This is a genomic window from Micromonospora sp. CNZ280 (assembly GCF_011759515.1).
This window is the reverse complement of the sequence record NZ_JAAOYP010000003.1, coordinates 137675-160393: the sequence shown is the minus strand read 5'-3', so window position 1 is coordinate 160393 and position 22719 is coordinate 137675. Positions and strand designations below refer to the sequence as shown.

The following is a 22719-nucleotide window of genomic DNA, read 5'->3' as shown; positions in this document are numbered from 1 at the left end:
CGATCACGGAAGGACCGCGGAAGGAAGGGCCACGCCAAGGCGTGGTGGCTAGCGTGCGGCGGTGCCTGCGTCGCCTGCCGGTGGCGGATCCGGGACGTACATCAGGTAGTCGTCGAGCAGTGACCGGTCGACGAGCAGCCCCTTGGTGAACAGTTCGAGGGCCGGCGGCGTGATGTCCTCGGCATACCGCCGGAACAGGGCAGGGAAGTCCTCGGCAGTGGCGTCGGCACCGTGCAGCGTGAACCACAGCAACAGGCCGCCTGCCGCCTGATAGGCGAGGTATCGGGTCCGGGCGGCGCGGTCGTGGCTGGGGCGGACCACCCCTGCGGCCTCTCCCGCGGCCAGGTATTCCTCGGCGTCCGCGATCATCTGTTCGACCAGCTTCAGCGCGAAGTCCCCACCCGCCTGCAAGCTGCGCAGCAGGTACTGCACGATCGGCGCGAACTGCTCGACCTCGGCCATGTGGGCCAGCAGCATGGCCGCCGAGCCGTCCGTCAGCGCCTTGGTCTTCTCCTGGCGCATGACATCGAGCACGTGCTCGTCGCAAGCGCGGCGCAGCCCGTCCTTCGACCCGAAGTGGTGGATGACCAGGCCCGCGGTCACCCCGGCGTCGGCGGCGATGGTCCGCAATCCGACCCGGAAACCGTCGCGGCCGAACCGCTCGATGGCGGCGTCACGGATGCGGCTCGCGGCGGCGAACTCGCCACCCAGACTCCCGAGCCTCACGCCATCCGACGCCACGCCGCCAGATTAAACACTTGTTCAGCCAGCCGCAACACCCGACCGCACCGACGCCCATCGTTGGGTGGCGCTCGTGTCGCTCTGTGACCCATGCCACATGCAGTTCCTGTCAGCAAGCGGGGCGCTGTTCCGCTCAACTCATCGAGAGCAAGCGACCCGACAGGAGCAACACATGAAGCACCGCATCGTCGTCCTCGGCGCCGGTTATGCCGGGGCCTACGTGGCCGGTAACCTGGCCCGCCGGCTGTCCCCGGCGGACACCGAGATCACCGTGGTCAACGCTGAGCCGGACTTCGTCGAGCGGATGCGGCTGCACCAGGTCGCGGCCGGCCGAGAGATCGAGGCTCTGAAGCTCGCCGACGCCTTCGCGGGCACGGGGATCCGGCTGCGCCTGGCCCGGGTCACCGCCGTCGACCCCGAGCGCCGGGTCGTCGCCGTGGCCGACGCCGACGGCGGCGGTGAGCTCGGCTACGACACGCTCGTCTACGCGCTCGGCAGCCGCGTCGACGACCGCGGCGTCCCCGGCGTGGCCGAGCACGCCTTCGACGTCGCCGGCCGGCCCTCGGCGCTGCGCCTGCGCGAGCGCCTGGACCGCCTGGACAGGCGGGGCGCACGCGGGCGTGTGGTGGTCGTCGGCGACGGGTTTACCGGCATCGAGGCCGCCGCCGAGATCGCCGAAGCCCGGCCCGGCCTGTCGGTGACGCTGATCGCCCGCGGCGAGTTGGGCGCCCGGCTCTCCGCCGGAGCCCGCAGCCACCTGCGCCAGGCCTGCGCCCGGCTGGGCGTCACCGTCCTGGAACACACCAGCGTCGAAGCCGTCGAAGCGACGCGGGTGCGGTGCGCCGACGGCACCGCCCTGGCGTCCGACGTAACCGTGTGGACGGCCGGGTTCGCGGTCAACCCCATCGCCGCCGCCAGCGGGCTGGAGGTCACCGAGAACGGTCAGATCGTCGTCGATCGCACCATGCGGTCGGTCTCGCACCCGAACGTCTACGCCATCGGCGACAGCGTCCACGCCATCGGCGAAAACGGCCGGCCGCTGCCGATGTCCTGCGCCTCGGCCGGCTTCACCGGCCGGCAGGCCATGGACGCCATCGTGGGACGGCTGACCGGCCGCAAGACTGCGCACACCAAGCTCGTCTACACGTACAACTACATCACCCTGGGGCGGCGGGACGGGATGCTGCAGACGATCGACGACGAAGGGCGAGCAAAGCCGAAGTACCAGGGCGGCCGAACGGCTGCGCTGGTCAAGGAGGGCATCAACAGGATCGCGCTGTGGACGATCTCGCATCCGACCTTCGGAATGCCCAAGCGCAAGCACCGCCTGGCCGTCGCGCCGAATGCGTCCGCCGAGAAGGGGGCACGAGTCGCTGGGCCGGGTGCGGGAGGATCCGTCCGGTCGGTCGCGTAGCCGCCCAGGGTGATCCGCGTGGACCGCACCGCCACTGATCGCTTCGACACCAGTCGGTTCGAGGCCAGCCGGAACCGGCTGGCCTCGCTGGCGTACCGGCTGCTGGGCTCCGCCGCCGACGCCGAAGACGCCGTGCAGGATGCATTCCTGCACTGGCAGGCCGCCAACCGGCAGCGGATCAAGGTGCCGGAAGCATGGCTGACCAAGGTCGTCACCAACCTGTGCCTCGACCGGCTCCGCTCGGCACAAGCGCGCCACGAACGCACCGTCGGTGCCTGGCTGCCCGAACCGCTCCTCGACGGCGACCCGATGCTCGGCCCGGCCGACACTCTCGAACAACGTGAATCGATCTCCCTGGCCATGCTGACTCTCATGGAGCGCCTGTCACCCCTCGAGCGGGCCGTCTACCTCCTGCGCGAAGCGTTCTCCTACAGCCATGCCGAGATCGCCGAGATCCTCGACATCACCGAGTCCGCAAGCCAGCAGCACCTCCACCGAGCCCGACGCCGCATCACCGCCGCGCGCCGCCGCGGCAGCGGCGAGGTCGACCCGGCGTCCGCCCGCAGGATCGTCGAGGAATTCCTCGCTGCCGCCTACTCGGGCCGCACCGAACGGTTAGTGGCGCTGCTCACCGACGACGCGACCGCAATCTCCGACGGCGCCGGCCTGACCGAGACGCTGCTGCGGTACGACACTGCCCAGCGCATCGCCGCCGTCGCCCGGGCCGGCTTCACACCCGCAGCAGCGAAACGGCGATTCGTCGGCGGCACGCCCGCCATCCACTACGCGCTCGTCAACGGCGCCCCCGCCATCCTCTTCGTGCTCGGCGACCAGGTCGTCGGCACCGTGACGTTCGACATCACCGGCGGCAAGATTGCAGCCGTACACGGCATCGCCGCCCCCACCCGCCTCGCCCGCCTCACCGAAGCCTGGCGGCGGCACGAACCCGACACGCCGCTCATCACCCAGTGGTGAGTCGACGTGATCGGCGACCAGGTTCGCGATTTCGTCGACGGTTTCCCGGACGAGGCCCCCTTCGGGGGTCACTACCGGTAGATCGTCTGTGGGTCGGCTCCCGCAAGCCCGACGGCCGGCCGTCTTTCTTCTCAGCGTGGCAGCCAATCTCGTGTACCACAGCGCTTGATGACGCACCGGCCCGCTGCTTGCCGGACGTCCGGCGTGAGCCGGGTGAGTGACCCGGCTCACGCGCTGTTACGCCAGCCCCTCAGGCGGTGTCTTGTGGCCGAACATCGAGAACGAGGGAGACACCGTGACGGAGAACATCAGCGTGGTTGTGGTCGGCGGCGGATATGCCGGCGTCATGGCGGCCAACCGCCTCACCCAGCGCGAGGACGTGGCCGTGACCTTGATCAACCCGCGGCCGGACTTCGTTCACCGCATTCGCCTGTACCAGTTCGTCGGCGGAACCGGCGACGCGGTCGTCGGCTACCACGAGGTCCTGGCCGACCGTGTCCGGCTGGTGGTCGACACCGCGACCCAGATCGACCCGGCCGAGCGCACCGTTTCGTTGGCGAACGGGAGCACGCTGGGCTACGACTACCTCATCTACGCGGTGGGCAGCGGCAGCGCCGTCCCGAGTGTGCCCGGAGCATCTGAGTACGCCCACAATGTGGCCAGCCTGGAGGAGGCACAGCGACTGCGGGCGGTGCTCGACACCACACCCATGACGGCCGTGGTGACCGTGGTCGGAGCCGGCGCGACAGGCATCGAGGTTGCCGCCGAGCTGGCAGCGGAGGGCCGCACCGTGACGCTCGTGTGCGGCAAGGTGCTCCACCCGTATCTGCACCCCCGGATTCGCCGCAAGTTCGCCAAGCGGCTGGCCAAGCTCGGGGTGACCGTCATCGACGGTCCTGGTGCGAAGGTCACCGCGGTGAGCCGCGACGCCGTCCTGCTGGCGGACGGCCGCGAGCTGGCCAGCACGGTGACCATCTGGACGGCCGGGTTCAGCGTCCCCGACCTGGCTGCCCGCAGCGGGCTCACGACCGACGCGGTCGGACGCCTCCTGACCGACGAGACACTCACCAGCATCGACGACGACCGCATCGTCGCCGCTGGGGACTCGGCCGCACCGTCGGACATGCCGCTACGGATGAGCTGCCAGGCGGCCAATCCACTCGGCGCGCACGCGGCCGACACGGTGCTCGCCCGTCTCGCGGGCGGACAACCCACGGCCATCGCCATCGGCTTCTTCGGGCAGTGCGTCAGCCTGGGCCACGGCGCCGCCACCGTACAGATCGCTTCGAGAAACGACATTGCCAAGGGTTTCGCTGTCGGCGGCTTCCTCGGCGCGAAGGTCAAGAGCAGCAGTTTCCCCGGCCTGATCGAGCACCTGGCACATGAGGCGCACAAGCCCGGCTCCTACACCTGGAAGTTCCGGGACGACACCCGTCATCAGCGGCTCCAGGCGCTCGCCGCCCGCTGAACGGATCATCGATTGGACGGTCCTGCAGTGGAGACACCACCCTCCGACCCCGCCACCGATACCTTCCAGGCCCACCGGAACCTGCTGTTCACCGTCGCCTACGAGATGCTCGGATCGGCGGCCGACGCCGCTGACTGCTATCACGGCACGTGACAGCTCAGCCGCAGCGGACCTCGCTACCTCAACGCCCGCGCCGCCACGCCCCACGCGCTACCGGAACCGGTTGGGCTACGCCGGAACCTCGGCGGAGAACCGACGCAGGGTTCCGCGACCCGAGTAGGTGCCGTCATGGTCACGTGCCCGGTGCTGGGACCTTCGAGACCGACGGCCGCTAGGCGGTGGTCTGCGTGTCCTCGGCGGCCTGGACGAAGGCGCGGACCAGCGTCGTCTCACCGGCGCTGCGCCACACCGGCGCGTACGACAGGACAGGTCCGTCGGCGATGGGCACGAAGGCGATGTCACGCCGCAGTCGGGAGGCGGCCGCGTACGACCCGACGGGGGACACGACGCGGCCGGTGCCGATCGCGGTGAGGGCCTCCTCAAGGGTGGCCACCGCGGCTCCGCGCCGGATCGGCCGCCCGGTCGGTGTCACCGGCGGGGTGTGCGCCTCCCAGACATAGTCCGGAATGGGCCCGTCCACCCCCACCACGGGGTGGTCGCCGAGATCCTCCATCTCGACCTGGTCCCGGCTGGCCAGCGGGTGATCGGCGGCGACGGCCAGCACCAACTGCTCGGTGTACAACACCGACCCCACGGCGAGGTCGGGCTCGCGGACCGGTAGCCAGAGCAGCCCGACGTCGACCCGGCCGGCGCGCAGCCCGCCGAACGGATCGGACGGGAGAAGCTCGCGCATGTGCAGCTCACACTGCGGATGCCGGTGCCGGAACAGCTCGAGGACGGCCGCGATCTCCTGGTGGTGGGTGTCGAAGGTGCCGACGGTCAGGGTGCCGATGTGTCCGCGAGCGGCGGTGATGGCCTCGTCGATGCCTGCCATGATGTCGCGGTATCCCGCGCCGAGCCGGTCGCGAAGCCGCTCGCCGAGCGGGGTGAGCCGCACGCTGCGGCTGGTCCGCTCGAACAGGGCACCGCCGATCCGGCGCTCCTGCTGCTTGATCGACTGACTGACCCGCGCCGGGGACACTCGCAGGCGTTCGGCCGTACGACCGAAATGGAGCTCCTCGGTCAGCGTCAGGAAGATCTCGATGTCGCGTAGCTCCACCCCGCCGTCTCTCCTCCGATCACCGCGCGTCCGGGTCCCGTCCGTGATCAGCGCGAAGCGGAAGTTTACGGCTGCTGGCCAGGGCCCGCCGGCGCGGGGGCAGCGCCAGCCGTCGAACGATAACCGGTGGCTAATCCGGCGGTTCGATCTTTGGCATTGTTCCGCACCGGCGATCGCGGTGATCGTTGGTCCCATGACCGAAGCCTTGATCGACATCGTCACGGTGTCGGATCACCCCGGGGTCTCGCGGTGGCAGGCCGTGACCCCACACGGCTTCGTCGCCGGGGTGGCCGGCCTCCGGCCGATCATCCCGCCCGGACCCGCCGCCCTACCGGGGGCGCCCGAGCTGAGCCTGTACGTGCGGCCCAGGTGGCGGCGTCGCGGGATCGGCTCGCGCCTCCTGGCCACCGTCCGGGACCGGACCGCCGAGCCACGCCTGGTCGCCGCCGTGGCCGCGGGCTCGCCGGGGGCGGCGTTCTGCCTGCGGCACGGCTTCCGGCGCATTCGATCCAGGCGCCATGACCTGCTCACCTACCGCGATGTTCACCAGGCCTGGTTGGGTGAGCTGGTCGACGCCGAGCACCCGGGATACCGCCTGGCGCACTGGACCGGCGATCTGCCCGACCCGCTCCGGGTCGAAGAACTGCTCCGGAGCCCGAGTCGGCCCGGTAACTCCGTGCTGACCGCCGCGGACGCCGACGGCGACCTCGCGGCCTACGCCGTTGCCGTCGTCGACGCGCTCTCCAAGGCTCGCGCCCACCAGTACGGACCGGCCGTGCTCCCCGGCCATCGGGGACAGCGGCTGGGTCTCTGGGTCAACGCGGCCCTGATCCAGCGATTACGCCAGGCCCACCCGCAGGTCAAGGAGATCGAGACCGTCACCGCCGAGGACGACCTGCACCTGCTCGCCGTACGCGAGCACCTCGGCTTCCATCCCGTCCGGCGAACTCACCTCTACGAGCTCGCCCGGCCATAGACCATCCCACCCGCAAGACCAGGCCGTACGCGGAACCAACCGGCGCTGTTGGAGGAGCTTTGTCATGACCAGTACGAAATGGAAGGCCTCGTCCCGGTGGTCCAGGACATCGGACCCGCCCCTTCCACCCGGGCCGACCCCGATCGCTTCCATCACTCCTCGCGCGAGCGCGACACCAGGGACAACAACGATGAAATCCCTTCTCCCCGCCAGCGATCACGTCGACAACGCCGCGCCCCTACAGCGTGCACCGCCGCGGAACGGCACCCGGCCGGGCCGGCGGCCGTGCTGCCAACCGCCCAGACGCTCGACGGCGAGTCGGCCGCGACGAGTCGAACCGCCCGTGCCATGCGATCGCCGGCGGTGCCGCGCGTGCCCAACCCGTCCCCGTTCCACTCGAGGATCAACGGAACGCCCGTGTCGTTTCCAGGGCCCCTTGATCAAAACGCTACCCGCGAGCCAGCGGGGCAGGAAGGCAGGTTGGGGGCAGCCGCCGGCGGTCGAGCGCCGCGGGGAGCGTGACTTCCGGCTTTGGCGTTAGCGTCGTGTCGTGGTGGATCTGCTGGAGCGGGGCGCGCTGCTGGACGAGCTCGGTGCCGTGCTGAAGGAGGCCTCGGTGGCTGGCCGGGTGGTGCTGGTCGCGGGGGAGGCTGGTATCGGCAAGTCGGCGTTGGCACGGGAGTTCGCCAGGCGGAACGTGGGCCGGGCACGGTTCCTGTACGGGGCGTGTGATCCACTGCTCACGCCGCGGGCGCTGGGTCCGCTGCACGACATCGGGCGGGAGTTGGGCGGCCGGCTGGCCGAGTTGCTGGCCGGCGGGAGCACGCGGGAACGGCTGTTCGCGACGCTGCTGGACGAGCTGGACCAGCGGTCGCGGTCAACGGTGGTGGTCATCGAGGACGCCCACTGGGCCGACGAGGCCACGCTCGACCTGCTGCTGTTTCTGGGGCGGCGCATCGAGCGGATCCGCACGCTGCTGATCGTCACGTACCGGGACGACGAGCTGGGCCTCGACCATCCGTTGCGGGCGGTCGTCGGTCGGCTGCCGCCGGAGGTGGTACGCCGTCTGCGGCCGTCCCCGCTGTCCGAGGCGGCGGTCGCGGAGCTGGCCGCACGGGCCGGCCGGCCGGTGGTTGGCCTGCACGCGCTGACCGGGGGAAATCCGCTGCTGCTGACCGAGGTGCTGGCGGCCGGGGACGCCGACGTGCCGATGACCGTGCGGGATCTGGTGTTGGCGCGGTTCGGTGGCCTGCCGGCGGAGGCGCAGGAGGCGGTCCGGCTGGTTGCGGTGGTGCCGACGCGGGCCGAGCTGTGGCTGGTGGAGGAGGCGTTGGGGCCGGGGTTGGCGGCGGTCGACGCGGGTGTCTCGGCCGGGCTGCTGGTGACCGGCTCGGAGGTGGTCGGGTTCCGGCACGAGTTGCTGCGGCGGGCGGTGGAGGGTTCGCTGTCGGCGGTCGTCAGCCGCGAGCTGAACCGGCGCGTGCTGGCGGTCCTGGCTGGCGCGGATGGCCGGACCGTAGACGTGGCGCGGTTGGTGCACCACGCCCGCGAGGCGGGCGCTGTCGAGGCGGTGCTGCGGTACGGGCCGAAGGCGGCTCGGCAGGCGGCGGCGGTGGGCGCCCATCGGGAGGCGGTCGGGCATTACCGGGTGGTGCTGGGGTACGCCGACCGGCTGACGGCGGCGGTGCACGCCGAGCTGCTCGAGGGGTACTCGGTGGAGTGTTACCTGTCCGGGTTGTCGGTGGAGGCGGTCTCGGCCCGCCGGGCGGCGGTGGAGCTTCGCGAGGCGGCCGGTGACCGGGAGCGGGTCGGCGCGGGACTGCGCTGGTTGTCGCGCCTGCACTGGTGGGACGGCAACCGGCAGGAGGCGGAGGCGGCCGCCGCGCGGGCCGTCGCTGTGTTGGAGGACGTGGGGCCCGGCCATGAGCTGGCGATGGCGTACAGCAACCAGGCGCAGCTGGACATGCTCGACAACCGCCTAGGTGCGGCGGTCCGCTGGGCCGGACGTGCCATCGAGCTGGCCGAGCGGCTCGGTGACCGGCAGACCCTCAGTCACGCGCTGACCAACATCGGTTCGGCGCGGATCCTGTCCGGCGACCCGGCCGGCCGGGCGGACCTGGGGCGGGCGTTCGAGGTGGCGGTGACCGCCGGGCTGGTGGACGATGCCGCCCGCGCGCTGGTCAACCTGTCCACGGACAGCGCGGTGATGCGCGACCACCGCCACGCCGGCCAGGATCTGGATCGGGCGCTCGCGTTCGTGCAGGCACACGACCTGTCCGGGTACGTCCAGCACGTGCAGGGGCACCGGGCTCGGCTGCGGTTGGAGCTGGGGGACTGGGCCGGCGCGGAGCGGGACGCGCGAGCGGCGCTGGCCCTCGCGGTGTCGGGCGGCGCTCGGGTGGTGGACGCTCTGGTGCCGTTGGGGCTGGTGCAGGCCCGGCGGGGGGACCCGGCCGCGGCGGCGACGCTGCAGGAGGCGACCGAGCGGGGATTCGCCACGGTCGAGTTGCAGTGGACCGCGCCGGTGGCCGCGGCACGGGCCGAGTACGCCTGGTTGTACGGCAGCGACGACCGGGTCGCCGAGGAGGCGAAAGCCTCGTTCGAGCGTGCCGTCCGGGCGGCCCACCCCTGGTTCGCCGGGGAACTGGCGTTCTGGCTGTGGCAGGTTGGCGCGCTGCCGGAGACGCCGGCGGCGGTGGCCGAGCCGTACCGTCTGCTCCTGGCCGGGGACTGGCAGGCCTCCGCCGACGCGTGGCGCGAGTTGGGCTGCCCCTACCAGCGGGCGCTGGTCCTCGCCCACGGCGACCGGGACGAGGCGGTGTCGGAAGCGCTGGAACTGCTCGACGGTCTGGGCGCCCGGCAGGCGGCGCTGCGGGTACGCCGGGACCTGCGGCGCCGTGGCCACCGGCGGGTGTCGCGCGGCCCGATCCGTGCCACCGCAGCCAACCCGGCCGGCCTTACCCCGCGGCAGGTCGACGTGCTTGCGCTCCTGGCCGAAGGGCTGACCGACGCGGCGATCGCCGGCCGGCTGTCGCTGTCGACCAGGACCGTCGGCCACCACGTCTCAGCGCTGCTGGGCAAGCTCGCCGTGGCGTCGCGGCACGAGGCCGCCGCCGCGGCCCGGCGGCTCGGGGTCGTACCGGCCAGAGATAGGGAACCGGACGGCCAGAGCTAGGTATTCGCTCCCGATCCGCGCCCCCGGCGACCGGTCCTAGCGTCAACCCTGACCGATCCGCCAGAGGGGTCGCGAGAGAGGGGCACCCATGGACATCGCAACCATCAAGCAACGGCAGCAGGCCACCTGGGCCGCGGGAGACTACGCGGCCGTCGGGACGAGGCTGCTGCCGGTGGCCGAGCTGCTGTGTGAGGCCGTCGACCTGCGCGCAGGCGAGCTGGTGCTGGACGTGGCATGCGGCAACGGCAACGCCGCCCTCGCCGCGGCCCGCCGGTTCTGCAGGGTCGTCGGCGTCGACTTCGTCCCTGCCCTGCTGGACCAGGCGCGCCGACGTGCCGACGCCGACGGGCTGGACGTGACGTTCGAAGAGGCCGACGCCGAGTCGCTGCCCTTCCCGGACGCCTCGTTCGACGTGGTGCTGTCGACCTGCGGTGCCATGTTCGCCCCCGACCAGGAGCAGACCGCCCGCGAGCTGCTGCGGGTCTGTCGGCCGGGCGGGCGGATCGGCATGGTCAACTGGACTCCGGACAGCTACGTCGGTGAGCTGTTCCGCACCATCGGTCGGTACGTGCCGCCCCCACCCGGGCTCCGGCCGCCGGTGCTGTGGGGGAGCGCGGAGCGGCTGCGTGAGCTGTTCGGCCCCGGCGTGACCATCTCGGCCCCGCGGCGCAGCTTCGGCTGGCGGTTCCCGTCCGCCGAGCACCAGGTGGAGTTCTTCACCACCTGCTACGGCCCGACCAACCGGGCCGCCGCCGCGGTCGCGGCCGACCGCGCCGCCGACCTGCGGGCCGACCTGCTCGACGTGGTCAAGCGGTTCGACGTCTCGGGTGACGACACGCTGGTGCTCCGGATGGACTACCTGGAGGCGGTCATCGGCAAGCCGGCGGACTCCGATGGCTGAGTCGACGGTGAAGGCGGCCGCGAGCCAGGCCGCGCCGGTGCTGCTGGACCTGGAGGCCAGCCTGTAGACGACGACCGTTGGCTGCCGGCCGCCGAGCGCGTCGGCGTGGGCGGCAGCCCGGGCGACCTCAGTGCCCGTCCGGGATGCCATAGCTCGCGGTCAGCCGGGCAGCTCGGGGAGGGGGCCGGCGGTGACCAGCGCGGCGAGCGTGAGGGGTTGGTCGCCGTCGCTGTGCCCGAGGACGAGGGCGAGGCGCCGGCCCTCCCCGGGGTCAGGCGTCCAGACGTGCAGGTCGCCGTAGAGATCCTGGCGAAGCAGCGCCGCGTAGACCGGCGGACGGTCCGCCTGCGGGTTACGGATGAGGTGGTCGATGGTGCGGACGCGGTGCGGGCCCCACTGCCCGTCCAACGTCCCGGCCAAGGTGGCCAGGTGTCGGTCGCCGGCTTCGAGCTGCGCGGTCCACTCCGGGTCCCGCAGGCCAATGAGATCCGGTCCCTCCCACAGCGGAGCGAGGACGAAGCCGGCGGCGCGGGTCGCCAGCCATTCGCCCGTGTGCGGGTCGAAGTCGACGAGGGTGGGGTTGCCCGCGGACGGAATCGGTCCGGTCAGGAGTGCCGTGATGGCCCCGAGGGCACGGGACGCATCGAAGGCAAGGCCACGAACGGCGGTCACGGCACCCATCCTGACCGTAAGTCGCCGGGTTGCCCAGGGCAGAAGGCGCTGTGGCGGCGCCCTCTGTCTCCCGGGTGGTCGCTTCCGGTAGTGGCTCAGCCGTTGTCGTGACAGCCGACCTGGTCGCCGAGCTCCTTCGGGATGCCGTACGTGCTGCATTTCGAGCGCGCTGCCCTCGCCCAGATCCTTCCACCCGCCGGCCGAGTGCTCGAACAGCAGCACGCCGTCGCCCTGCATCCGCGGGTCGGCGGCGATCACACCGGCCGTGGCCCACCGGCCCGCGCACCTGATGTGAGCGGGGTCGATCCGGTGGGTCTTCCTCTACGGCCAGGGGCGCAAGGGCGCGCAGAGCTGTCAGGGCCATCGTCTCTCCGGTCTCAGCGTGGACTGCGATACCCGGATACACGCCCTCCCTGCCGGTCGGGTCGCGACCGATCGGATGCGCGACTGGGCGGCGGCAGCGGTTACGATCGGCATGCGGCTTCACCCGTACGCCAGTGACAGCGCCGCAGGCGGTCAGCTGGTCGCGCCTCCCACGGACGCCCGATCAGCGGATTGCTGCCGAGGATGATCCCGCCGCCGGGTGCCGACCGCGGATAGTCTTCAGCAGTGGACACACTGGCCCTCCCACCACGCGTGCTCGTGATCGGACTCGATCCGTATCGGGTGCCCGGGCCATGGGACCCCAAGCCGATAGCAGACGGCATCGACCTCGGGCGGACCCGTTTCACCGAACACGGCGTGGGGGCTGAATTCTTACTGTTCGGCCTTGACGGCAGCGACGACATTGAGGCGGTCGTCATCGCCGCCCTCCGCGCGCAGCCGTGGGAATGCGTCGTCATCGGCGGCGGTGTCCGCAACGAGCTGGAACTGTTCGAACGCGTGGTCAACCTGGTGCGCCGGCATGCTCCCGATGCGGCGATCGCCTTCAACACCACCCCGGCGGACACCTTCGAGGCAGCCGCCCGCTGGGTGGAGATTCCGCCGACTCGGCCGAGCGAGCGGCTGCCCTGAACCATCGTCGAGCGCTGGACTCGGCCCGGTACCCCTGGCGGCGGTACGCAACCTGGCCACCGCGGCGCTGGTGGGACTCGCCTGGGAGCTGGCGGGCTGGTGGCTGGTGGCGAGGCTGCGCCGCCGTCCCCGACGGTCAGCTGCCCCGTGACGTAGCGACGGTAGACGATGATGTCGCCACGGGGACGGTGTGCCGGTGCTGTGGCCGAGTCGGATGGATGGAGGGGCGGGGTTGCCGAGCGACTTGGACGAGGTGCGGGTATGGCGACCAGGCTCGTGACGCGGACCTTGGCCGGGCTGCTGATCGGCGGCATGGCCATCGTGATCGTCGGGTTCTTCTGGTGGCAAGCCACAACTCGCGATGGGAACCTGCTCGCACCGCTCGCCATCGGGGCGCCGTACGGCCTGCTCGGATTCGCCATGTGGCGGCGGATATTCCATCCTCGGCTGACCGCGGGTCCGGAAGGGCTGATCCTGCGCGGGCAGTGGCGCACGGTCCGCGTTCCGTGGTCAGCCGTCGCAATGCCGCGGCATGCGCCGCCGTCAGGCGGTAGGGATCGGATTCTTCGAGGGAGGTACGCCACCGGGTGATCGTGCCGGTGGGGCCCGGCTTCCTCGCACCGCAGGTCGGGCGTCGCCGTCCAGGTCGACCGGACGGAGCACCGCGGCCGGGCCGTCGACCAGCGACTTCCGAAGGCTCCAACCAGTGCCGACGGCCTCTTGGCGCGTTATCTCCGCGTAACCAAACCTACCGGCCGCGTCGATGTCGTGATCTTTAAACTGGCGTACGCCGCTCTGCGGGGGACGGGCAACCCACGGCGAGTTGATGGGCGGATGGGTCGATGGAAACAACGACGTACGGCGGTCCGGCGTTCAACATCCTCGGGCAGTTGAAGGTCCGCGGACACGCCGGTGACGTGGCGCTGCCGGCAGCGCGGGGGCGGACGCTCTTGGCGCTGCTGCTCACCCGAGCCAATCGGGTGGTGTCGGTCGACGAGATCATCGACCGGATGTGGGACCACCGGCCGGCGACCGCGCGGGCCCAGGTGCTCACCGTCGTCTCGTCGTTGCGCCGGGCGCTTGGCGACACGGCGGTGTCCCCCGATCGGCGGTTGTTGATCACCAACAGCCCCGGTTACCTGCTCCGGGTTGAGGACCATCAGCTGGACGCTTCCCGATTTGAGAGTTTGCTCGCCCGGGTCGACCGCGATCGGTTGACCGGCGAGGCCGCGATCACTGTGCTGCAGGAGGCGCTGTCGCTGTGGCGCGGGCCGGCCCTGGCTGACGTACCGGCTCCGTTCGCCACCGTGGAGGCGCACCGGCTGGAAGAGTTGCGGTTGTCTGCGGTCGTACGCGCGATCCAGTGTGAGATCGATCTGGGTCGGCCGGTCCAGACGATTGCGAGGCTGACCGAGCTGGTAGCCGAGCACCCGTTCTGTGAGCGGCTGCGCGGCCTGCTGATGACGGCCCTGCACCGCTCTGGTCGTACCGCCCAGGCGTTGGAGGTCTACCGGTCGGGGCGTCAGGTGATGGTCGAGGAACTCGGCATCGAACCGGGGCACTCGCTGCGTCAGCTGGAGCGTGCCATCCTCACCGAAGAGCTCGCGGAAGGGCTGATGGCCGTCGATGCCCACCCGCCGACCGATCCCCGTCAGACACTCGACATTCGGCCGGCGCAGCTGCCCGCCGTCGACCATCCCGCACCGGTGTCCGTCCCCGCGTTCGTGCCGCCCGCACAGCTGCCCGCCGATATTCTGGACTTCACCGGGCGTGTTGCCGAGACAAGGCAGTTGACCAGCCTACTCGCAGCGGGCGATGACGTATCCCTGCGGACCGCCGTTCCGATCGTCGTCGTCACCGGACCCTCGGGTGTAGGCAAGAGCACTATCGTGCGGCACGTAGGCCACCTCCTGCAGTCCCACTTCCCCGACGGCCAGTTGGACGTCGCCTTGCGCGGGGGGCAGGAGCGCCCGGCCGATCCGTCCGACATCCTGGAGCAGGTGCTCGTGGCGCTCGGCGTGAACCCCGTGGTCATCCCCGGTGATCCGGAGGCCCGGGCCCAGCTCTACCGGTCCGTCACGGCGGGGCGCCGGCTCCTTGTCGTCCTGGACGATGCGGCCAGCGCTGCGCAGGTCCGTCCGCTCCTGCCCGGCGGGGCCGGATGCGCCGTCGCGGTGACCAGCCGTTGGGGGCTGACTGACCTTGAGGGCGCCCGGGTGTTGCAACTCGGCCCGCTACCAACCGAGGACGCGCTGGCCCTGTTCGCCACGTTGGTGGGCTCGGACCGGGTCGCGGCCGAGACTTCGGCCGCCCAACGGATCGTCGCGTTCTGTGACCGGTCGCCACTGGCAGTCCGAGTTGCCGGTGCCAGGCTCGCCGCCCGCCCGCACTGGCCGTTGAGCCACCTCGCGAACCGGTTAGCAGACGAGAACCGGCGACTGGACGAGCTCTGCCAGGGCGACCTTTCCGTCCGGGCCAGCCTGGCGCTCAGTTTCCGCGGTCTGGACCCGGATACCGACCGTGCGGGGCGCATCCTCGCCCTGCTGGGTCCGCCGGTCTTCTCCGCAGCGGGCGTGGCGGCGACGCTCCGCATTCCACTCGCAGTCGCAGAGCAGCGGCTCGACCGCTTGATGCAGCGGCACATCATTGAGGCGGTGGGGCCGGACCGGTACCGCTTTCCCGACCTGTTGCGGTTGTGCCTGCGGGGGATAGCCATGGAGGTCCATCCCGGCCTGTACGAGCGGACGGCGACCGGCCGGGCGGAGCGTGTCAAGGGATTGGAGCAAGTGGTTAGGCGACCAGCGGTCGCGGCTCCGGCTGCTGGTCGGAGTTGTTGATCCCGACCTGTTCGAGTAGGTCGAGGATCCTGGACACGAGTCGGTTGACGCCGAACCGCTCGGAATGCGCCGGGCGGGCGATGGCCACGTACGCTCGCGCGTCGCGCGTACCGGTTGGCGGCGGCTTGAGGTGCCCCGGTCGGCGTGCACGACATGCGGCACCCCGTGGATGTCGAACACCCGCCGGACCATGTCCTCGGCCAGCGATCCGGACTCGCCGGCGTGGGGTCTGTGCAACGAACGGTGTGTCTGAGGGTCCCCGGCTGGAGCCGGGTAACGGGGCCGACGCCGGACGGCCGACCAGCCGGAGTCCGTCCCGCCCACGTACACCGCGGGAGTCGGTGATCCGCTCAGTGCGTCGTTCGAGGTAGTGGCGCGATAGTCCGCCAGTAGTCCGCTCCTCCACCTTGGTGTCAATCGATGCCTAGGAGGACCAACAATGGCAGTCCGTACCCCACCGGCCAGGGCCGGGCACACGCGCCTGCATCACCTGATCGGTCTGCTTACCGTTCGGGCGCTGTGGGCCGGTGCGTTGACCCCTTTGTCTGGGGCCGCCGCCAGCACGACCATCCCACTGGTCGCCAGCAGCCTGGACGTCGCCTCATCCGGTGGTGGGACCGGTCCGTTGCACCGGACGCGCTGGGACAGCCCGGAGCCCGCTCTGCGTCGGTGGAGGCCCTTTATGCGGCCAGGTGTCGCTTCGGTACGTCCTTGCGTTGCCAGGGAGATCCCGTGACGTCGCGCGGCAGAAGCTTGGTGTCGGTGGTGTGCGGCACCTTGGTGGCCGGAGTGCTGTCGGTGCCGGGGCCGGGTGAGGCGATCGCAGCCGTGGCGGCGCCGAGTGGAAAGAAGCCGAGTGTGGTGTCACAGCCTTTGGGCGAACCACCGCAGCAGCCGGCTGAATCGTCGATGCCGAAGTCCGCGAAGCCGGTGTGGCCACGTGCGGTGACGCAGACGATTGCGCTGCCAGCGTCGAGCCCGCATCGGGCCGTTGTGCCGTCGGGCGCTCGTGACGCGGATGCGGTGGTGTCGGTGGGTTCGGCGAAGCGGAGCGGCAAGGCGTCGGCGGCTGCGCCCGCCCGGTTGCGGGTGGAGGTGCTGGACCGTACGCAGGTTGCGCCGATTGGGGGTGTCGGTCTCGGGGTTCGTGTGGTTCGCGCGGATGGCGTGGGCCAGGCCGGGCCGGTGCAGGTGACGATCGACTATTCGGGCTTTGCGAGCGCGTTCGGAGGGGCGTTCGGTTCGCGGTTGCAGGTGGTGCGGTTGCCGGCCTGTGCGGTGACCACACCTACTGTGGCGGGGTGTGCGCGCGGCTCGGTGGTGGCGTCCTCGAATGACGTGTCGCAACAGGTGTTGACGGCGACGGTGACCGCGGATGCGGATCCAGCGGCGGGGGTGTCGTCGGCGGCCGGTGACGAGTCTGTCTATACGTTGTCGTCGACGGCGTCGTCGGATGCGGGGGACTATCGGGCGAGTTCGCTGAATCCGGCGGGTTCGTGGGACGTGTCGGAGGGGTCGGGGGCGTTCACCTACTCGGTGCCGATTTCGGTGCCGGCGCCGCCGATGGGTTCGGCCCCGACGTTGGCGCTTTCGTACAACTCGCAGTCGGTGGATGGGCGGACGTCGGCGAGCAACAACCAGGCCTCCTGGGTGGGGATGGGCTGGGATCTGAATGTGGGTTTCATCGAGCGGGAGTACAAACCTTGCCCGAAGGACGGTCTGCCGAACATCGGTGACCTGTGCTGGGATTCGCCGAACTCGTCGGCTGAGCCGTCGGGTGCGGTGTATCGAATTAGTTTGAACGGTGTCTCGTCGCTGTTGGTGCAGGACAACACGGGCGATGGCGCATATCACGTGCGGGATGACCCGGGCTGGCGGGTGCAGCGGCTGACGCACGATGCGAATGACTGGTCCAAGGACTACTGGGTCATCTCACATCAGGACGGCACGCGGTACTACTTCGGTTGGGGGAAGGCGCAGCGGTCCGGTGCGGCGACGAACTCGACGTTGCGGGTGCCGGTGGTGGGTAATGATTCCGGTGAGCCGTGCCACGGGCAGTACCCGCAGCCGTGCATGCAGACGTGGCGGTGGGGCCTGGACCGGGTGGTGGACGCCAACGAGGTGGAGACCGCCTACTTCTACGACAAGGAGAAGAACCACTACCGGTCGGTGGCGACGTCGACGGATCAGGCCCGCGAGTACGACTCGGGTGCGTATCTGACCCGGATCGAGTACGGCTGGTCGTCGCAGATCCCGGGGGCGCAGCTGCCGGCGAAGGTCGAGTTCTCCCACGTGAATCGTTGTGTGGAGCGGATGGCGGAGAAGGATCCGCTGGACAATTCAGCACCGACGTGCCCAACGTTGGACGGAAGTCCGGAGTCGTATCCGGATGTGCCGGTGGATCTGATTTGTGACGGCACGCACGCCGACAACCACTGTAAGAGCATTTCCGGGTTGACGTACACCCCGTCGTTCTTCCTGAAGGACATGCTGTGGGACATCAAGACCTACGTGCAGGACCAGGACGATCCGGCCGCGTGGGATCTGGTGATGCAGTACCAGATGAAGTACGCGCTGACAAATCCTTCGGGCGTTGTCGATGGCACCTTGTGGCTGGACTACATCCAGCGGCGCGGCTATTCGGGTACTGACATCACGTTGCCCACGATCAACTTCAACGGCCAGGATCTGGATAACGCGGTCGGGTCGACGACGCTCAACTTCCGGCGGGTGAACAAGGTGTTCACGGACACGGGTTCGACGGTGTCCGTGACCTACGGGCACGCCACCGATGAGGGTGGCACGGTCAGCCGCCAGTGCGACGCGAGTAACCTGCCGGCACAGTCGGACAACCGTTACGAGTGTTTCTGGCAGAAGTGGACGCCGGATGGCACGACCACGTCGAAGACGGGCTGGTTCAAGAAGTTCGTGGTGACGAAGGTGGTGGTGGATCCGGGGACGGCCGGGGATGGTGACCCGGCGATGACCACCACCTACAACTATGACGGCCCGCCGGGGTGGCGGTTCACGAACAACCCGCTGGTTGATGACGATGACGAGTCGTGGTCGGAGTGGCGCGGATACGCGAAGGTGGAGGTGACCACGGGCGCGAATGAGAACCGGCATTCGACGTACACGTGGCGCTATCAGGGTTTGGACGGGGACCGCACCTCGAAGTCCGACCCGTCGAAAAAGAAGACCGCCTCGGTAATGGATTCGGAGGGTAAGGACTGGCCGGATTCGGATTGGTTGGCCGGGCGGGTTCTGGAGGTTTCGAAGCGGGACGATCAGGGAATTTCGCAGGAACGGGTGTGGCACGAGTATTGGGTGTACAACACCGCCCAGTACGTGGGCCTGCCGGATGCCCGGTTCGTGCGGAAAAAGGAAACGCGTACTTATATGAAGTTGTCGACGTCGAGCTCGGCGCTGTCGACGTGGCGTGAGCACGTGGTGCAAACCGAGTTCGAGAACGACCAGCCCGCGAGTACGACGTTTGGTTTGCCGATGCGGATCGACGACTGGGGCGCGTCTGCTGTGTCGGACAATCAGTGCACCGAGCTCGGGCGCGCCTACAACACCGACGTTCTGGATTCGACGGGTACGCAGCGGTGGATGGTGCTGACCGATGAGGTGCGGCATTACACGGTGAGTTGCACTCAGCAGGCCGCGGATCAGGCGGACGGGAACCCGGCGTTGCATCAGGACCGGTACACGACCACGTTCTATGACGGGGCGACCAGCCTGGCGTCGAACAAGCCGACCGATGGTAATCCGACGGAGGTGCGCACCTACACCGCGGATGGGCAGTATCGGGCGGTGCGCAGCCAGTTCGATGACGCTGGCCGGACGGTGAAGGTGTGGGACCCGAAGGGCAACGCGACAACCACCAGTTACCAGCCGGCGACGTCGTGGCCGCTGAATGGAGTGACGGTCACGGGTCCGGACCCGGACGGGGCAGGCCCGGGCACGGCGATGTCGACGACGACCTACTATTCGCGGTTCTTCGGTTTGCCTTGGAAGACGGTGGACGCGAACGGTAACACCAGCTATGTGGTGATGGACGCGGTGGGTCGAGTGTCGCAGGTGTTCCGGCCGACGGAGGCGGCTGCGTATCCGGGCGGGCAGGCGTCGTTGACGTTCAGCTATGACATTCCGGTCGCGGACTCATCCACCGGGGTGCCGGATGTGGCGACCGGGACGCCGTTGAAGGTGACCACCCAAAGTCTGCAGTCAGCGGGTGTGGTGTTGACGTCGGTGACGTACGCGGACGGATTGGGCCGGCTGCGGGAGACGCAGACTCCGGCGCCGTCGGGCACCGGCATGATCCTCGCGGTGACCCGGTACGACTCGTCGGGGAACGTGGCCGGCACGTCCGGCCCGTTGTACTCGTTGAGTCCGGTCGGGTCGGGAATGGTCAACCCGACCGTGTCGAGCATGTGGTCGTACACGGATGTGGTCGCGGACTGGGCCGGCCGCACCATTCTCGAACAGACACAGTCGATGGGGGTGGCGCAGCCGCAGAACCGCACGGTGACCGCGTACCCGGGTGGGGAGTTGACGACGGTGACCCCGCCGACGGGCGGTCCGACCGACGTCTACACCGACGTGTATGGGCAAAAGGTGAAGGTGGTGGAACATCAGGGTGCGAGCACCTACACCACCAGCTACGCCTACACCCGTAGCGGCCAGCTGAAGGACGTCTACGACTCCCTGGGCAACAACACCCACTACTCCTATAACTGGGCTGGGGAGCGGGTGAGAAGCACCGACCCGGACGCCGGCTCGTCGTCAATGACCTACGACAACAACGGAAACCTGGCCACCGCCACGGACGGCAACGACAGTACTGTCGTCTACCAGTACGACGCGTTGAACCGGCCGACCAAGGTGCTGCAGGGGTCGACGGTGCTGACCGAGCGGACCTATGACACCGCCCCTGGCGGCAAGGGTCACCCGGCCACCGCGACCGCTTTCGCAGGTGGACGGGCCTACACCACCACCATCACCGGCTACGACCCACGCGGCCGGGCCACCGGCAAACGCATCACGATCCCTGATGACGGCAGCGGCCTCAACGGCGACTACACCTTCAGCTACGGCTACGACCTCGCCGACCACCCCACCAGGGTGACCTATCCCGCTGTTGGTGGCCTGCCCGCGGAAACCCTCACTCTCACTTACACCAGTCACGGCCGACCCAACCGACTCACCAGCGACCTGGGCACCTACCTCAACAGCACCGGGTTCGACGACTACGGCCGCCTCCACACGCGCACCCTCGGCGACGGCAGCGTCGCCCGCGCCTTCACCTACACCGACGCCAACGGCTCCGGTTGGTTGAACAAGATCACTACCACCAGCGGCGCCGACACCGTGCAGGACGACAGATTCACCCGGGACAATTCCGGCCAGATTACCGCCCTACGCGAGGCCACCGCCGGTCAGCAGCAGTGCTACACCTACGACGACCTGTACCGGCTCACCGCGGCCTGGACCACCGCCGCCACCACCTGCGGCAGCAGCCCGCAATCCGACTTCACCGGCCCCGACCCCTACCAAACCACCTACAGCTACGACCAGATCGGCAACCTGCAAACCGTCACCGACACCACCCCCACCGGAGCCACCACCCGCGACTACCACTACCCCGGCTACAACACCGACGAAACGAGCTACACCCCCAACACCCCGCGACCCCACGCGGTTGGCAGCGTCACCAGCGGCGACACCACCACCGGCAGCTACCTCTACGACAACGCCGGCCAGATGACCAGCCGCACCCAGGACGGCGTCACCACCATCTTCAGCTGGAATCCACTACACCGCGTCACCAGCGTCACTGGCCCCGCCGTCAGCAACTATCTTTACGACGCGGACGGCAACATCCTCAAACGCAGTAACGACACCGAAACCGTCCTCTACCTCGACGGCCACGAAATCCACAAACCCGCCGGCAGCCCCCCGAAAGCCACCCGCTACTACACCGCCGCCGGCACCGCCATCGCCACACGAACCGCCGAAGGAACCACCAACGGCACCCTCACCTGGCTCCTCACCGACGGACAAGGCTCCGCCCAACTCACCATCGACGCCACCACCGGCACCACCACCCGCCGCCGCTACACCCCCTACGGCGCGCAACGCACCACCAACCTCCCCACCACCATGGACCGAGGCTTCCTCGGCAAACCCGAAGACGACACCACCGGCCTGTCCATCCTCGGCGCCCGCCTCTACGACCCCACCCTCGCCCGCTTCCTCACCCCCGACCCTCTCGCCACCCCCTACGAACCACAAAACATCTCCGCCTACACCTACGCCGCCAACAACCCCATCACCTACACCGACCCCACCGGCCTCGCGGCCACCTGCGGCGCCCTATCCGTGCACTGCCCCAACAACCCAGGCGGCGGCGGCGGAGGCGGCGGCGGCGGAGGCGGCGGCGGAGGCGGCAGCAGCGGAGGCGGCGGCGGAGGTGCTCCGCACTTTTGTGACGGCTGTGAGATAAACGGCAGCGGGAGTGGCGGCGGCGGGAGTGCTCCGCACTTTTGTGACGGCTGTGAGATAAACGGGAGCGGAAGCAGAGGCGGTGGATACTCCTCGGCAACGGGCCACTACTGCGACGGCTGCGACAACATGAGGAGGGGGGCCGAGGGCCGTCAGTTGGCTGCCGATTACGAGCGGGCCCTGGTCCAACTGTTGCGTCAGGCGCTCCTTAAAGACCAGTGGATGCGTTGCATGGGCCGAAACGCGGGGTACATCAGCATCTGTGGAAAGGACCCCATCCCCAGACATGGTGGCCTCTTTCCCTGGCTCTCCAAGCACGTGGGCCTCACGTGGTCGCTCTGCGTTCCGGGTTCGCGTGTATGTTTCCGATACAAGATACATAACGGCCGGCAGAGCCTCATCATGAGTTTCACCAACAACTTCAATGGCCTGCCAACCTGGGGCAACCTTCTCCCTTCCGTCTCGCTCAACAATCGCTCCCATGGCCGAGAGGACAAAAGCACGTCTGTCTCCGTCGGGCGCTGGGGATTTGGCGTCGGTGCCAACCGAGATGGGATCGCTTGGAGTGACTGGGATTTCTCGGTCAGCACCAACCCGGAGGGCGGTTTGTTTGGCACCGGGGGTATCAGCAGCAGCTATAGCGACACTCTCTGGACCAGGTGTGCTCGAGGAGATTGCCAATGAGCTTCCGCAGGTATCCCGACGTGATGCATTTGGTGGGCGCGTGGTGCATCCGAGGCGACTGCAAGTAGAGCGGATGGCGGATACAGTTTGCGCGATTTGGGGACTTCTGATTCAACCTACTAACAGAAGTGAGGTT

General features: G+C 69.3%; 14 protein-coding genes. 11 read left to right on the top strand and 3 right to left on the bottom strand.

The window, feature by feature from the left end; translation table 11 throughout:
- Positions 1-48 precede the first annotated feature (48 nt).
- The gene (locus tag FHX32_RS22360; protein ID WP_486481266.1) at positions 49-741 is read right to left on the bottom strand and encodes a TetR/AcrR family transcriptional regulator; all 693 of its coding nucleotides are present in this window, start codon (positions 739-741) and stop codon (positions 49-51) included.
- Between the two features lie 172 nt (positions 742-913).
- Between FHX32_RS22360 and FHX32_RS22355 the strand changes: the two genes are divergently transcribed.
- From FHX32_RS22355 to FHX32_RS35340, 4 genes are all read left to right on the top strand, one after another.
- Positions 914-2155 carry an FAD-dependent oxidoreductase gene (locus tag FHX32_RS22355; RefSeq protein ID WP_167186744.1) on the top strand — a complete coding sequence of 414 codons (1242 nt, stop codon included), beginning with the start codon at positions 914-916 and terminating at the stop codon, positions 2153-2155.
- Positions 2156-2173: 18 nt separating this feature from the next.
- Entirely contained in the window at positions 2174-3130 is a 957-nt protein-coding gene (locus FHX32_RS22350) for a sigma-70 family RNA polymerase sigma factor (RefSeq protein ID WP_486481265.1), read from the top strand.
- A gap of 295 nt (positions 3131-3425) precedes the next feature.
- Entirely contained in the window at positions 3426-4598 is a 1173-nt protein-coding gene (locus FHX32_RS22345) for an FAD-dependent oxidoreductase (protein ID WP_167186738.1), read from the top strand.
- A gap of 27 nt (positions 4599-4625) precedes the next feature.
- Positions 4626-4751 (top strand): hypothetical protein, encoded by a 126-nt coding sequence (locus FHX32_RS35340; RefSeq protein ID WP_486481264.1) that lies wholly within the window; start codon positions 4626-4628, stop codon positions 4749-4751.
- Positions 4752-4929: 178 nt separating this feature from the next.
- Here FHX32_RS35340 and FHX32_RS22335 read toward each other — a convergent pair whose 3' ends face one another.
- On the bottom strand, positions 4930-6033 hold the full coding sequence (locus tag FHX32_RS22335) for a LysR family transcriptional regulator (protein WP_486481337.1): 1104 nt from the start codon (positions 6031-6033) through the stop codon (positions 4930-4932).
- Here FHX32_RS22335 and FHX32_RS22330 point away from each other — a divergent pair.
- The 3 genes from FHX32_RS22330 to FHX32_RS22320 all read left to right on the top strand — a co-directional run bounded on the left by FHX32_RS22330 (position 6011) and on the right by FHX32_RS22320 (position 10869).
- Complete coding sequence (locus FHX32_RS22330) at positions 6011-6793, top strand: GNAT family N-acetyltransferase (protein WP_167186735.1); 783 nt, start codon at positions 6011-6013, stop codon at positions 6791-6793. The genes FHX32_RS22335 and FHX32_RS22330 overlap by 23 nt on opposite strands.
- Positions 6794-7343: 550 nt before the next feature.
- Positions 7344-9968: a helix-turn-helix transcriptional regulator gene (locus FHX32_RS22325; RefSeq protein ID WP_167186732.1), complete on the top strand. Its 2625-nt coding sequence runs from the start codon at positions 7344-7346 to the stop codon at positions 9966-9968.
- Positions 9969-10056: 88 nt separating this feature from the next.
- Positions 10057-10869: a class I SAM-dependent methyltransferase gene (locus FHX32_RS22320; protein ID WP_167186729.1), complete on the top strand. Its 813-nt coding sequence runs from the start codon at positions 10057-10059 to the stop codon at positions 10867-10869.
- A gap of 159 nt (positions 10870-11028) precedes the next feature.
- On the opposite strand, the gene FHX32_RS22315 is transcribed toward FHX32_RS22320, so the two are convergent.
- The gene (locus FHX32_RS22315; RefSeq protein ID WP_167186725.1) at positions 11029-11541 is read right to left on the bottom strand and encodes a hypothetical protein; all 513 of its coding nucleotides are present in this window, start codon (positions 11539-11541) and stop codon (positions 11029-11031) included.
- Positions 11542-12150: 609 nt separating this feature from the next.
- On the opposite strand from FHX32_RS22315, the gene FHX32_RS22310 reads away from it, so the two are divergent.
- The 4 genes from FHX32_RS22310 (at position 12151) to FHX32_RS22295 (ending at position 22583) form a co-directional block, all read left to right on the top strand.
- Positions 12151-12555 (top strand): 3'-5' exonuclease family protein, encoded by a 405-nt coding sequence (locus FHX32_RS22310; protein ID WP_167186722.1) that lies wholly within the window; start codon positions 12151-12153, stop codon positions 12553-12555.
- A gap of 261 nt (positions 12556-12816) precedes the next feature.
- On the top strand, positions 12817-13146 hold the full coding sequence (locus FHX32_RS22305) for a PH domain-containing protein (protein WP_167186720.1): 330 nt from the start codon (positions 12817-12819) through the stop codon (positions 13144-13146).
- 251 nt (positions 13147-13397) lie between these two features.
- Entirely contained in the window at positions 13398-15392 is a 1995-nt protein-coding gene (locus FHX32_RS22300) for an AfsR/SARP family transcriptional regulator (protein WP_167186716.1), read from the top strand.
- 732 nt (positions 15393-16124) lie between these two features.
- A complete protein-coding gene (locus tag FHX32_RS22295) occupies positions 16125-22583 on the top strand; it encodes an RHS repeat-associated core domain-containing protein (protein ID WP_167186713.1) in 6459 nt (2152 codons plus the stop codon).
- The last annotated feature ends 136 nt before the right edge of the window (positions 22584-22719 follow it).